At 63.0% G+C, this 13,919-nt stretch carries 12 protein-coding genes; 8 read left to right on the top strand and 4 right to left on the bottom strand.

Translation table 11 applies throughout. From position 1 onward, the window contains the following. Positions 1-6: 6 nt before the first annotated feature. A complete protein-coding gene (locus QCL51_RS01865) occupies positions 7-2,394 on the bottom strand; it encodes a sensor histidine kinase (protein ID WP_021782719.1) in 2,388 nt (795 codons plus the stop codon). A gap of 95 nt (positions 2,395-2,489) precedes the next feature. On the opposite strand from QCL51_RS01865, the gene QCL51_RS01860 reads away from it, so the two are divergent. Then, the gene (locus tag QCL51_RS01860) at positions 2,490-3,488 is read left to right on the top strand and encodes an alpha/beta hydrolase family protein (RefSeq protein ID WP_021782718.1); all 999 of its coding nucleotides are present in this window, start codon (positions 2,490-2,492) and stop codon (positions 3,486-3,488) included. Between the two features lie 27 nt (positions 3,489-3,515). Here the strand turns inward: QCL51_RS01860 and QCL51_RS01855 are convergent, their stop codons facing one another. Genes QCL51_RS01855 through QCL51_RS01845 form a run of 3 tightly spaced genes read right to left on the bottom strand, consistent with a single transcriptional unit; the run spans position 3,516 to position 5,972 of the window. Next, positions 3,516-4,283: a TerB family tellurite resistance protein gene (locus QCL51_RS01855; RefSeq protein ID WP_338444573.1), complete on the bottom strand. Its 768-nt coding sequence runs from the start codon at positions 4,281-4,283 to the stop codon at positions 3,516-3,518. A 1-nt stretch (position 4,284) separates the two neighbouring features. Next, positions 4,285-4,956, bottom strand: coding sequence for an N-acetylmuramate alpha-1-phosphate uridylyltransferase MurU (gene murU, locus QCL51_RS01850; RefSeq protein WP_028696956.1), 672 nt, complete (start codon positions 4,954-4,956; stop codon positions 4,285-4,287). Next, on the bottom strand, positions 4,953-5,972 hold the full coding sequence (locus QCL51_RS01845; RefSeq protein WP_021782715.1) for a phosphotransferase: 1,020 nt from the start codon (positions 5,970-5,972) through the stop codon (positions 4,953-4,955). Before QCL51_RS01845 ends, murU begins: the two co-directional genes overlap by 4 nt. Before the next feature lie 130 nt (positions 5,973-6,102). Here QCL51_RS01845 and QCL51_RS01840 point away from each other — a divergent pair, with 130 nt between their 5' ends. The 7 genes from QCL51_RS01840 to glpE all read left to right on the top strand — a co-directional run bounded on the left by QCL51_RS01840 (position 6,103) and on the right by glpE (position 13,724). Continuing rightward, positions 6,103-8,904 (top strand): LPS-assembly protein LptD, encoded by a 2,802-nt coding sequence (locus QCL51_RS01840; RefSeq protein ID WP_135192458.1) that lies wholly within the window; start codon positions 6,103-6,105, stop codon positions 8,902-8,904. Continuing rightward, the gene (gene surA / locus QCL51_RS01835) at positions 8,879-10,204 is read left to right on the top strand and encodes a peptidylprolyl isomerase SurA (protein ID WP_021782713.1); all 1,326 of its coding nucleotides are present in this window, start codon (positions 8,879-8,881) and stop codon (positions 10,202-10,204) included. Before QCL51_RS01840 ends, surA begins: the two co-directional genes overlap by 26 nt. Continuing rightward, a complete protein-coding gene (gene pdxA, locus QCL51_RS01830; protein ID WP_003255557.1) occupies positions 10,201-11,190 on the top strand; it encodes a 4-hydroxythreonine-4-phosphate dehydrogenase PdxA in 990 nt (329 codons plus the stop codon). Before surA ends, pdxA begins: the two co-directional genes overlap by 4 nt. Next, a complete protein-coding gene (gene rsmA, locus QCL51_RS01825; protein WP_003255558.1) occupies positions 11,187-11,990 on the top strand; it encodes a 16S rRNA (adenine(1518)-N(6)/adenine(1519)-N(6))-dimethyltransferase RsmA in 804 nt (267 codons plus the stop codon). Before pdxA ends, rsmA begins: the two co-directional genes overlap by 4 nt. A gap of 140 nt (positions 11,991-12,130) precedes the next feature. Continuing rightward, complete coding sequence (gene apaG, locus QCL51_RS01820; RefSeq protein WP_021782712.1) at positions 12,131-12,511, top strand: Co2+/Mg2+ efflux protein ApaG; 381 nt, start codon at positions 12,131-12,133, stop codon at positions 12,509-12,511. Further along, on the top strand, positions 12,511-13,377 hold the full coding sequence (locus tag QCL51_RS01815) for a symmetrical bis(5'-nucleosyl)-tetraphosphatase (RefSeq protein ID WP_274101405.1): 867 nt from the start codon (positions 12,511-12,513) through the stop codon (positions 13,375-13,377). Before apaG ends, QCL51_RS01815 begins: the two co-directional genes overlap by 1 nt. Positions 13,378-13,391: 14 nt before the next feature. Then, a complete protein-coding gene (glpE, locus tag QCL51_RS01810) occupies positions 13,392-13,724 on the top strand; it encodes a thiosulfate sulfurtransferase GlpE (protein ID WP_010951742.1) in 333 nt (110 codons plus the stop codon). Positions 13,725-13,919 lie beyond the last annotated feature (195 nt).

Raw genomic sequence — 13,919 nt, 5'->3', positions numbered from 1 at the left:
GCTCTCCTACTCCAACGGAATGGCCACGCTCAGGCTGGTGCCTTCACCCGGCTCACTGTCCAGCGCCATGCTCCCCCCCATCATCAGCACCCGCTCGCGCACACCCACCAGGCCAAACGAGGTGGGCCGGGTCTGCTCGCGGCAAAAGCCTTGGCCATCATCGCTGACCGTCATGCGCAACTGACCGCCCTCACGTACCAGTTCAATCTCCACGCTGTGTGCCTGGGCGTGACGCATCACATTGGTCAGCGCCTCCTGGAGGATACGAAACAGCCCGGTGGCTTTGGCATCACTCAATGCTGGCAGATTATCGGGTACTTGCACCAGACAGGGGATTTGCGTGCGCGCCTCGAAACGCCTCGCCTGCCATTCGATGGCCGAGGCAATACCGGCGTCGAGGATCGGCGGACGCAAGGCAGTGGCGACATCGCGCACCAACTGGAACAACTGGGCGATCAGGCGTTTCATGCTCGCCAGGCGTTCATTCAGGCCTGGGTCCAGTTCGGCATAGGCCAGCTCGCACATCGACACTTCCAGCTTGAGCACGGTCAGCATCTGCCCCAGTTCATCATGCACTTCCCGGGCGATACGGGCTTTTTCTTCTTCACGCACGCTCTCCAGGTGGGCCGAGAGTTCGCGCAGCTGCTCCTGGGACTTCGCCAGCGCCAGCTCGGCCCGCTTGCCCTGTGTGATGTCCCAGACTACACCGTCCCACACCACCTGGCCGTTGCCCAGGCGCCGGGCGCTGGCCTTGATATCGGCCCAGCGCTGTTCGCCCTGCCGGGTGAGGATGCGCCCCTGCCAGGACCAGTCCTGGTCGCTGGCCAAGGCCAGGTCCTGTACCCTGTGATAATCAGCACGGTCCTCGGGGTGTACCAGGTTGCGCAGCCCCATCTGCGGCTGCTGGATCTCGCTGGGCGCATAACCCACCAACGCCTCGCTACCCTCGCTGATATAGGGGAACTCCAGATCGCCCTCTGCCGGGTCACGCTCCAGGCGAAACACCAACCCGGGTACGTTGCCAGCAATGCCCTTGAGCCGCGCCTCGCTTTCGCGCAGGGCCGCCAGGGCGCGGTGGCGTTCGGTAACATCGGCGAGGTAGACCACCAGATATTCGGAGTCACGAAAACGCAGAAAGCTCAGCGACAGCTCCACGGGTAGCAAGCTTTGATCAGCCCGCCGGCACTGCGTCTCAAACTGACCGACACCACCCGCCCCCGTACGCGCGCCCTTCCACAGCTCTAGCCAGCGGTCCATGTTCAGGCTTGGCTCGAAGTCGCTCAGCGGCCGCTCCAGCAGTTCACCCTCGGTGTAGCCCAACATGCGCTCGGCAGCATGGTTGGCGTAACGCACATGGCTGTCCCAATTGACCCAGAGGATACCCACGGTGCTCTGATCGATGGCGAACTGGCTCAGGCGCAACGCCTCTTCGCGCACCTGGCGCTCCACAAGGCTTTCCCGCGCGGCCAACAGGCTGCGCTCCAGCTGGCGCTGCTGCCGGCGTTGCCACACCAGTGTGGCCATGGCACACAGCAGCAACATACCGAACAGCAAGGCGATGTTCTGCCAGAAGCCAGGCGACTCGCTCAGGCGCGGGTATTTCGGCTGCAACCAACGCTGATGCAGTTGTTCCAGCTCCTTGGCCGGCAGTGCCTGCAGGCCACGTTCAAGTACATCGGCCAGCAGCGGCCAGTCGCGCCGCGAACCGATACGCAACAGCTGCGGCAAGCCGACATCGCCGACCACCGCCAGCTCACCGAACTCGCTCTCGCGCGACAGGCGGCTGAGCTGCGCTTCATCCAGCACGGCGAAACTGGCCTGGCCACCGACCACCAGTTGCAAGGCCTCACGATCGTCTGGCACCCCCTGCAAGTTGAGGTTGCCGTAGTTGCCGCGCAGGTAATCCGCCAGGGGGCTGGGCATGCGCACCGCCACGCGTTGCTCGGCTTCAAGCTTTTCCAGCTCCACGGCCATGGCCCCGGTGCGCGGCCCCACCACCAGTTGTGGCACGCGCATGTACGGGTCGCTGAATAGCCACAGCCGCAGGCTGGCCGGCGTCTGGGTAAGGCCAGGGGCGAAGTCGATTTCGCCGCGCTGCAGGGCATGTTCCAAACTGGCCTGGTCGCTGAAGTTACGCCAGGTGAGGTCCAGCCGCAGCGCCTGCGCCAGGCTGTTCACCAGTTCCACATTGGCCCCGTAAAGTTGCTGCAGACGCCGGTCGAACTGGGCGTAGGGCGCCTGCAACACCAGGCCGACACGCAAACTGCGGTGGGTGTCCAGCCACTGCTGCTGATCAGGCTCCAGCACCACAGAGGGCAGCGCCTCGGGCTTGGCCCAGACAATCAAGGGCAGCCACAAGCAGCCGATAACCAACAGGCGACGCACTCGCTTCATCTATACGCTCGACTTGGCAAAGACGACCATGCAGCATGGCCGTCACGGGCAAATACTATTAGGCTGCCGGTTTCATTCTGGCCTTGGGTTGACTCATGTCCACACTTTATCGCACGACGCTGGCACTGTGCTGCCTGGCCTCGGTCCTTCCACTCGGCGCCCTGGCCGCTGATGCCGAAACACCACCTGCAAGTACCGTGGCACCGGCTGCCGAAGCCCCACGCCCCCCTTTGCTGGAACGCAGCCAAGAGGATGCCCTGGCGCTGGAGCGGCTGCTGCCCAAAGCTGAGCAGCAGACCCTTCAGGCCGGTGCCGACAGCTTCCTGGCCCTGTGGAAGCCGGCCAACGACAACGATCCGCAAGGGGCAGTGATCATTGTCCCCGGTGCTGGCGAAACGGCCGACTGGCCAAATGCAGTCGGCCCACTGCGGCAAAAATTCCCTGATATCGGCTGGCACAGCCTGAGCGTCAGCCTGCCCGACCTGCTCGCCGACAGCCCGCAAGCGCGGGTCGAAACCGCACCACCTGCAGCGCCTGCGCAAGACAAAGGCGAAAGCGCACCGGCCAAGGACGTGCCGGCCGACGCCAACGCCAACGTGGCCCAAGCCACGGCAGCCGATGCCGACACGGCAGAAAGCACCGACGCCGAACAAGCCAGCGAGCAGTCCGACCCGGCAGATGCCGAACGCATCTTCGCCCGCCTGGATGCCGCCGTGGCGTTCGCCCAGCAACACAACGCCCGCAGCATCGTACTGATCGGCCATGGTAGCGGTGCATATTGGGCGGCGCGCTACCTGAGCGAGAAGCAGCCACCGCAGGTACAAAAACTGGTGATGGTTGCTGCTCAGACACCTGCACGGGTGGAGCATGACCTGGAAAGCCTGGCCCCAACCTTGAAGGTACCGACAGCTGATATCTACTACGCGACCCGCAGCGCTGACCGCAACGCAGCCCAGCAACGCCTGCAGGCCAGCAAGCGGCAGAAGGATAGCCAGTATCGCCAGTTGTCGTTGATCGCCATACCGGGAAACAAAGCGGCGGAACAAGAGCAATTGTTCCGCCGGGTGCGGGGGTGGATAAGCCCTCAGGGTTGAGTTCGGCTTGATCCTTGTGGTGGGCCATCAAAGGCCGCGCCGCTTGCGGATCATGGAATAGGCCTGGTGCAACTCACGGGTACGCGCGGTCGCTTCACGCACCTGCGCCTCGCTGGCACCGGTACCCGCCAGCTTGTCCGGGTGATGCCGGCTGACAAGCCGACGATACGCCTGCTTGACCTTGTCAGTGTCGGTATCCGCCTCCACCGCCAGCAAGCGCAACGCTGCCGCATAGGTCATGGGCAAGCCCTCTGCCCCCGTGGCCTTGCGCGGCTCGTACTCCAGCGACATGGCCTGCACCTGGCGTCGGCTCATGCCGAGTTTCTGCCCCCAGTCCAGCAGCAGCTCACGCTCCTTGTTGCCCATCTTGCCGTCAGCCCAGACCATGCGCCAACAGGCCCGCAAGGTACCTTCCGCCGCGTGGGGCTGCTGGCGAATGCGCCGCAGGTGCCCGCCAAGGCGGTCCTTGCCCGCCTTGCCACGGTTGAACGCACTGATGGCGCGCAGCCGGGCAGCCTCGGCCAGGTCCAGGCGCACCATCTCCTGGCGCGCCTGCTGAATGTGCTGCTCGGCTACCCGACCATCGCACTTGGCCAGGCGCCCGAGCATTACGAACAACAATTCATCGTCGCGTAATGCAGGGCGCCCACCCAGGCGTTCGCGCATGTCTTCCCAGCCTTGCAAGCGCAGCCGGCGATCGATGGCCTGCCCAAGCAACGCACCGAGCAAGGCACCCGGTATGCTCGCAACAGCAAAGCCGGCACCCACCCCAATCACTGTGCTTGGCCACCACATGTCAGGCGCGCTCGCCGATCAGAGACTCAGCCTCGGCCAGGCGTTCAAGCGTGCCAACATCCACCCAGTGGCCACGATAGTGTTCGCCAGAAACCTTGCCAGCCGCCATCGCCTGACGCAGCAACGGTGCCAGCTTGAAGGCGCCGGCCTGACAACCTTCGAACAGCGCCGGGTGCAGCACCGAAATGCCGCTGAAGGTCAGCGTGCCTGGCGCGTCATCGCCGTCAACGACCTGCTCGCCCATCAGGCGGAAATCACCGCGGCCGTGATGGCCAGGGTTGTCGACCAGCACCAGGTGAGCCAGACCTTGCAGGGGAGCCTGCAGACGCGCGAAGTCGTAGTCGGTCCAGACATCGCCATTCACCAGCAGGAACGGCGCATCACCCAACAAAGGCAGGGCCTTGAAGATGCCGCCGCCGGTTTCCAGCGGTTCACCCTCAGGTGAATAGCGGATGCTCAGGCCGAAGCGGCTACCGTCACCCAAGTGTTCTTCGATCTGCTGGCCAAGCCAGGCATGGTTGATCACCACTTCGGTCACCCCCGCTGCCGCCAGGGCGCGCAGGTGGTACTCGATCAGCGGCTGGCCGGCGACCGGGACCAACGGTTTTGGGGTGTGCAGGGTCAGCGGGCGCATGCGCTCGCCCTTCCCCGCAGCCAGGATCATGGCCTTCATGCACGCGCTCCGGCCTGCAACTCGGCAATCAGCTCACCCAGCTCCGCCAATTCGGGCCGGCGACCGATCACTTCATCTATATAGGCGAAGAAACGCGGTACGTCGCCCAGGTAACGCGGCTTGCCGTCGCGGTGGCAGATACGGGCGAAGATGCCGATCACCTTCAGGTGGCGCTGCACGCCCATCAGGTCACTGGCGCGGTGGAAGGCTTCGAACTCGGCGTGCACCGGGATGCCGGCCGCCTGCGCCTGCTGCCAGTAGTCGCTCAGCCAGCCTTCGACCCGCGCCTGCGGCCAGCTGACAAAGGCGTCCTTGAACAGGCAAGTAATGTCGTAGGTGACCGGGCCATATACCGCATCCTGAAAGTCCAGCACACCAGGGTTGGGGCTGCTCTGCATCAGGTTGCGCGGCATGTAGTCACGGTGTACCAGCACCTTGGGTTGCGCCAGGGCGCTGTCGATCAGCAACTGGCTGACGCGCTGCCAGGTGGCCTTCTGTGTATCGGTGAAAGTCAGGCCCAGCTCACGCCCCACGTACCATTCGGGGAACAATTCCACTTCACGGCGCAGCAGGGCGTCGTCGTAGCTGGGCAGCGGCGCGTCCATCGGCAAACGCTGGAACTTCAGAAGGGCATCAATGGCGTCGGCGAACAGGCCATCGGCGTTGTCGGCATTGATGATGTCAAGGTATGTCTGAGTGCCCAGATCCCCGAGCAGCAAAAAGCCGCGTTCCAGGTCCTGGGCGTGGATCAGCGGCACATGTACGTCAGCGCCGGCCAGCAGGTGGTCGATGGCGACGAACGGTCGGCAATTCTCCTGCGGGGGGGGCGCATCCATGATCACGAAGCTGTGGCCAGCGCCCTGCCAGCGGAAATAGCGACGGAAGCTGGCGTCGCTGCTGGCAGCAGTCAAGCTGCCTGCAGGCACTTCGCCCCAGGCGTTGTCGCGGAAAAGATCATTGAGCTGCTCATCGAGCCAGACCGACAGTTGTTGCAGGCGTACATCGTGTTCAGGCATTGCAAGGGTCTCCGACGGCCCTAGCCGTCAAGCGGGTCATGCTTTATTATCCAGCATCTTTTTCAGACCATCGAGAGGCGTGCGGCCCCACACGCGGGCAGATGGCACGCAGGAAGCCCGGACTAATAAGATGGCATTGAAATCCCCCGCGTTTCGTAGAAAGTTTCCGTTGCTGGTAACCGGCGGTCTGCTGGCCCTGCAACCTCTGGCCACCTCATACGTAGTGGCAGCCGAACAATTCGACTGCCAAGTGTCCGCCGCCGGTGGTTGGGACTGCAAGCCCAAAACCCCAGTCAACAACCTGCCACCGCGCCCGGTGCACGAAGGTGCAGCCGTCAGTTCCGGTACCGAAGCTGCGGGCGAAGCCGAAACTGCGGACCGGCCCATGCTGGTTACCGAGGCCAAGGGCCGTGGCCTGAAGTCGCGCAGTGAAGACTACAGCCACCTGGACTGGGTTCCGCGTGAAAAGCTCACCGCCGCGCAGCTGGCTGAAACCGGCCCCTACTGCGGTGGCGCGTATATCGAGCCAACCCGCCCGGGCATGGCCGACACCACGCCGAAGGATGAGTCGCCGACCTACATCAATGCCAAGGTATCCAAGTACCAGCAGGAGCAACAGATCGCCACCCTCGCCGGTGACGTGGTGATGCGCCAGGGCAGCATGCAGGCCGAAGCCGACGAGGCCAACCTCTACCAGGCCGAAAACCGTGGCGAGCTCAAGGGCAACGTCAAGATCCGTGACAACGGTTCGCTGGTGGTCGGTGACGAGGCACAGATCCAGCTCGATACTGGCGAAGCCCAGGTCGACAACGCCGAATACGTGATGCACAAGTCGCACATTCGCGGCAATGCCCTGTACGCCAAGCGCAGCGAAAACGCCATCATCCGCCTCAAGGACGGTACGTACACCACCTGCGAACCGGGCAGCAACGCCTGGCAGTTGAAGGGCAACAACATCACCCTGAACCCGGCAACCGGTTTCGGTACCGCGACCAACGTCACGCTGCGGGTCAAGGATTTCCCGGTGTTCTACACACCGTACATCTACTTCCCGATCGACGACCGTCGCCAGTCCGGTTTCCTGCCGCCATCGTTCAGCACCAGCAGCGACACCGGCTTCATGCTGGTCACGCCGTATTACTTCAACCTGGCGCCAAACTACGACGCCACGTTGTACCCGCGTTACATGGCCAAGCGCGGCCTGCTGATGGAAGGCGAGTTCCGCTATCTGACGCCTTCCAGCGAAGGCCAGTTCGGCGGCGCCTACCTGAACGACAAGAACGACGACCGCAAAGACCAGACTGATTACAAAGATCAGCGCTGGATGGTCAACTGGCAGCACAAGGGCGGGCTGGACGAGCGCCTGATGGCCGAGGTGGACTACACCGACATCAGCGACCCGTTCTACTTCCAGGACCTGGAGTCCGACCAGATCGGTGTTGAGAGCAAAGACCTGCTGGACCAGCAGGGTGCGCTGACCTACCGTGGCAACGGCTACACCGCAAGGTTGAACGTGCATGCCTACGAAATGGCGACCATTTCGAAGATCACGCCGTACGACCGCCTGCCGCAGATTACCCTGAACGGTAAGCTGCCGTTCGAGCCGGGTGGCTTGAACTTCGGATATGAAACCGAAGCCGTTCGCTTTGATCGCGACCTGAAAAACGACTTCGTTCTGGACGAGGACGGTAACCCGGACTTCTCTGCCGGTGCAGCAGGCCGCCGTCTGGACGAGAACGTCAGCGGTATTGCCCGCGCCAACGGCAACCGCTTCAACGTTGCACCGTCGATCAGCCTGCCGATGGAAGCCAGCTACGGTTTCCTGACTCCGAAGCTGAAATACGCGTACACGCACTATGACCTGGACCTGGACAGCCAGGGCAAGGCCCAGGCCGTCACCCAGTCGGCCAATCCTGCGTACGGCAGCTACAACAGTTCGCTGAACCGGGACGTACCTATTTTCAGCGTGGACAGCGGCCTCTACTTCGACCGCAAGACATCGATGTTCGGTACCGACTACAAACAGACTCTCGAACCGCGCCTGTTCTACCTCTACGTCCCGTACAAAGACCAGAGGGACATCCCGCTCTTCGACTCGGGCGAAACGCTGTTCAGCTACGATTCGCTTTTCCGTGACAACCGCTTCAGCGGTACCGACCGTATCGGCGACGAGAACAAACTGTCGCTGGGCGTGACAACCCGCTGGATCGAAGAGAATGGCTTCGAGCGGCAGAACTTCAGCATCGGCCAGGCCTATTACTTCAAGGATCGCAAAGTCCAGTTGCCGGGTATCGACTACCGCACCCGCACCGACTCGCAGTCCGACGTGTCGCCGTACGCGCTGATGTACAACTACTACTTCAACCGCGACTGGCGCTTCAATTCGAACTACAACTGGGACCCGGACACCCGCAGCCCACGCTCGGGCGCCGCGATGTTCCACTACCAGCCTGAAGACAACCCGAACAAGGTGGTCAACCTCGGTTATCGCTACCGTAACGACACCATCGCCTATGACTCCGCGACCGGTACCTGGAAAGTGGGCGGCGGTGACTATGGCACCCCGGGCAGCCCTAACTACGTGAAGGACTACTACAAGATCCAGCAGCATGACTTCTCGGTCATCTGGCCGATCGTTCCACAGTGGAACGTTATCGCCCGCTGGCAGCATGACTACAACCGCAACCGCACCCTGGAAGCCATGGGCGGTTTCGAATACGACAACTGCTGCTGGAAGCTGCGCCTGATCAACCGTTACTGGATCGACTACGACGATTTCAGCCAGGCCCTTCCACAGAACGAAAAAGGCGACCACGGTGTCTTCCTTCAGATCGTCCTGAAAGGCCTCGGCGGCGTAGTTGGCAACAAGGTCGAGTCTTTCCTCGACCAAGGCATTCAAGGTTACCGTGAACGTGAAGACCAAGCTTATTGATCGTCTGCGCCCAGTGTTGCTGGGCGCCGCTTTGCTGAGTGGCGCGGTGCATGCCGCGGTGCAACCTCTTGATCGCGTGGTGGCTATCGTCGACAACGACGTGGTCATGCAAAGCCAACTGGAACAGCGTGTCCATGAAGTCCAGCGAACAATCGCCAAGCGCGGCGGCGGCGTACCGCCGACCAGCGCCCTGGAACCGCAGGTACTGGAACGCCTGATCGTCGAGAACCTGCAGTTGCAGATCGGCGAGCGCTCCGGCATCCGCATCACCGACGAAGAGCTGAACCAGGCCATTGGTACCATTGCCCAGCGCAATGGTATGTCGCTGGACCAGTTCCGCGCGGCGCTGGCCCATGACGGCCTGTCGTTCGACGACGCTCGCGAGCAGGTCAAGCGCGAGATGATCATCAGCCGCGTGCGCCAACGCCGCGTTGCCGAACGCATTCAGGTGTCCGAGCAGGAAGTGAAGAACTTCCTGGCCTCGGATCTGGGCAAGATGCAGATGTCGGAAGAGTACCGCCTGGCCAACATCCTCATCCCGACCCCGGAAGCCGCCAACTCGGACGATATCCAGAAAGCGGCCCGCAAGGTCGGTGACGTGTACCAGCAACTGCGCCAGGGCGCGGACTTCGGCCAGATGGCGATTGCCAATTCCGCCAGCGAAAACGCACTGGAAGGCGGCGAGATGGGCTGGCGTAAAGCCGGTCAGCTGCCACCTGACTTCGCCAAGATGCTCAGCAGCATGCCAGTGGGCGAAATTACCCAGCCTATTCGCATCCCCAACGGCTTCATCATCCTCAAGCTCGAGGAGAAGCGCGGTGGCAGCGAGAACGTGCTGCGTGACGAAGTGCATGTACGCCACATCCTGATCAAGCCAAGCGAGATCCGCAGCGAGGCGGCCACCAAGCAGCTGGCCGAGCGCCTGTACGAGAGGATCAAGAGCGGCGAAGACTTCGGCGAACTGGCCAAGAGCTTCTCGGAAGACCCGGGTTCGGCACTCAACGGTGGCGACCTCAACTGGGTCGACCCGAACAGCCTGGTACCGGAGTTCCGTGAACAGATGGCCAATGCCCAGCAAGGCGTAGTGACCAAACCGTTCAAGACCCAGTACGGCTGGCACGTTCTGGAAGTGCTGGGCCGCCGCGCCACCGACAGCACCGAGCAGGCTCGCGAACAGCAGGCACTGAGCGTACTGCGCAATCGCAAGTACGACGAAGAGCTGCAAACCTGGCTGCGCCAGATCCGCGACGAAGCCTACGTTGAAATCAAGCTGCCTGGCGCTGACCAGGCCGCCCAGTGAAGCCCCTGCGCTTCGCCGTCACCCCCGGCGAGCCGGCCGGCATAGGTCCCGACCTGTGCCTGCTGCTCGCCGCAGACGCCCAGCCTCACCCCCTGATCGCCATCACCAGCCGTGACCTGCTCGCCGAGCGGGCCACGCAGCTGGGGCTGGCCGTCAGCCTGCTGCCGGTAGCCCCGGGCCAATGGCCTGACCTCCCGGCACCCGCAGGTAGCCTGTACGTCTGGGATACCCCCTTGGCGGCCCCGGTGGTGCCAGGCCAGCTCGACAAGGCCAACGCAGCGTTCGTGCTGGAAACCCTGACCCGCGCCGGGCAAGGCTGCCTGGACGGGCACTTCGCCGGGATGATCACGGCCCCGGTGCACAAGGGTGTGATCAACGAAAGCGGTATCGCCTTTTCCGGGCATACCGAATTCCTTGCCGAACTGACCCGCACCGCACAAGTGGTAATGATGCTGGCCACCCGCGGCCTGCGCGTGGCCCTGGTGACCACGCACCTGCCACTGCGTGATGTTGCCGACGCTATCACTGCAGAGCGCGTCGAACGTGTAACCCGTATCCTGCATGCCGACATGCGCGACAAGTTTGGCATTGCCAACCCGCGTATCCTCGTGTGCGGCCTCAACCCGCACGCGGGCGAGGGCGGCCACCTGGGCCGCGAAGAAATCGACATCATCGAGCCGACCCTGGCCCGCCTGCGCACCGAAGGCATGGACCTGCGCGGGCCGCTGCCGGCCGATACCCTGTTTACCCCCAAATATCTGGAGCACTGCGATGCGGTGCTGGCGATGTACCACGACCAGGGCCTTCCCGTACTCAAGTACAAAGGCTTCGGCGCTGCAGTGAACGTGACCCTGGGCCTGCCGATCATCCGCACGTCGGTTGACCACGGCACCGCCCTGGACCTGGCCGGCACAGGCAAAGTCGACACCGGCAGCCTGCGCGTCGCACTGGAAACCGCCTACCAGATGGCCGAGAACCGACCATGAACGAGCAATACCAACACCGGGCGCGCAAGCGCTTCGGCCAGAACTTCCTGCACGACGCCGGTATCATCGACCGCATCCTGCGCGCCATCAACGCCAAGGCCGGCGAACACCTGCTGGAAATCGGCCCGGGCCAGGGCGCCCTGACCGAAGGCCTGCTGGGCAGTGGCGCACAGCTGGACGTGGTGGAGCTGGACAAAGACCTGGTGCCGATCCTGCAGCACAAGTTCGCCGATCGCAGCAACTTCCGCCTGCATCAGGGCGACGCCCTGAAGTTCGACTTCAACCAACTGGGCGTGCCGCCGCGCAGCCTCAAGGTGGTTGGCAACCTGCCCTACAACATCTCCACCCCGCTGATCTTCCACCTGCTCAGCCATGCTGGGTTGATCCGCGACATGCACTTCATGCTGCAGAAGGAAGTGGTCGAGCGCATGGCCGCCGGCCCTGGCGGTGGTGACTGGGGGCGCCTGTCGATCATGGTGCAGTACCACTGCCGCGTGGAGCACCTGTTCAATGTCGGCCCTGGTGCCTTCAACCCGCCGCCGAAAGTGGATTCGGCGATCGTCCGCCTGGTGCCGCACGAAGTGCTGCCGTTCCCGGCCAAGGACCACCTGCTGCTGGAGCGCGTCGTTCGCGAAGCGTTCAACCAGCGCCGCAAGACCCTGCGCAACACCATGAAAGGCCTGCTGGACAGCGCCGCCATCGAGGCTGCCGGCGTTGATGGCAGCCTGCGCCCTGAACAGCTCGACCTGGCAGCCTTCGTGCGCCTGGCTGACCAACTGGCTGATCAGCAACAAGCCTGATTTAGCCTGTACCGGCCTTATCGCGGTTAAACCCGCGAAGGGGCCGGCATAGTCAACACCCCAAGCCCGATCACTGCTGGCCCTCCCCCCTCCCAATGGCCTAGACTGCATTATTGCGTCAGTTCGCCCAAGGCCCTTGCATGTCCGACCCCCGCTATCAAATCGACGTCAGCGTCGTGACCCGCTACCTGAAAGAACAATCCGACCCCGAAAACAGTCGTTTCGCTTTCGCCTACACCATTACCGTGCAGAACAATGGCTCGCTCACGGCCAAGCTGCTATCGCGCCACTGGCTGATCACCAACGGTGACGGCGAGGTTGAGGAAGTACGCGGTGCCGGTGTGGTTGGCCAGCAACCCAACATCGACCCTGGCCAGAGCCATACTTACAGCAGTGGTGCCGTCATCAGCACCCGCGTTGGCACCATGCAGGGCAGCTACCAGATGTTCGCCGAAGACGGTAAGCGCTTCGACGCCGAGATTGCCCCCTTCCGCCTGGCAGTGCCCGGGGCGCTGCACTGATGGCTACCTACGCCGTCGGTGACCTGCAGGGCTGCCTGCAGCCACTCAAATGCCTGCTCGATCGCGTCAGTTTCAACCCCGCCGTCGACCGCCTGTGGCTGGTGGGCGACCTGGTCAACCGCGGCCCCGAGTCACTGGAAACCCTGCGCTTCCTGTACTCGATCCGTGATTCACTGGTCTGCGTGCTGGGCAACCATGACCTGCACCTGCTGGCCGCCTGGCACAACGTCGAGCGCCTCAAGAAAAGCGACACACTGCGCGAGATCATTGAAGCGCCGGACGCCGACCAGCTGCTCGACTGGCTACGCCAGCAAAAGCTGCTGCATTACGACGAGCCCCGCGGCATCGCCCTGGTTCACGCCGGCATACCGCCACAATGGACCCTTGGCAAAGCCCTGGAACTCGCCGCCGAGGTCGAGGAAGTGCTGCGTGACGACACCCGCCTGCAGCTGTACCTCGAAGGCATGTATGGCAACGAGCCGAACAAGTGGCGCAAGAACCTCGCCGGCGTCGAACGCCTACGGGTCATCACCAACTACTTCACCCGCATGCGCTTTTGCACTGCCGATGGCAAACTCGACCTCAAGAGCAAGGAAGGCCTGGGTAGCGCGCCCAAAGGCTACAAAGCCTGGTACGCGCACAAAGACCGCCGCTCACGCCACGTGAAGATCATCTTTGGCCATTGGGCCGCTCTGCAGGGTGAGGTCACCCAGCCCGACGTCATCGCCCTGGACACTGGCTGTGTATGGGGTGGAGCCATGACCCTGTACAACGTTGACAGCGGTGAATACCACCGCTGCGACTGCGCCGACGACGGCACCCTGCGCCAACCGGCACAACCCACTACACTCAACGACCACACCTGAAGGAAGTAGTACCCATGAGCGAATTCAAGCGCATCCCTCCTGAGCAGGCCTTGGAGCTTCGCAAGAAAGAAGGTGCGGTCGTGGTCGACATTCGCGACCCGCAGGCCTTTGCCGCCGGCCACATCACCGGCGCCCGGCACCTGGACAACCACTCGGTCGCCGATTTCATCCGCAACGCCGACCTCGACGCGCCAACCCTGGTGGTCTGCTATCACGGCAATTCCAGCCAAAGCGCTGCCGCCTACCTGGTAGGCCAAGGTTTCTCCGACGTTTACAGCGTGGACGGCGGCTTCGAACTGTGGCGCGCGACCTACCCGGCCGAGACCGCTCAGGGCAACGCTGAATAATTTTTTATTTTCCCCTGCAGCCCGTGCCCCGCGCGGGCTTGCGGCTTATCTGACGAACGGTCGTTCGTCACTTCTGCCTTTCTCGCCCCTTGATCTTGCAGATAACCAACTACGCTTAAGCTCAGGCCATCCAAAAAGGGGAGAGCCGGTACACCGGCGTGCGGGTCATCGGTAGCGTTACAGGGTGTTCTGGGG

Source organism: Pseudomonas sp. LTR0 (genome assembly GCF_036630035.1).
GTDB lineage: Bacteria > Pseudomonadota > Gammaproteobacteria > Pseudomonadales > Pseudomonadaceae > Aquipseudomonas > Aquipseudomonas putida_Y.
Note: the sequence above shows the minus strand (reverse complement) of the source record. Positions and strands in the feature narration are given on the sequence as shown.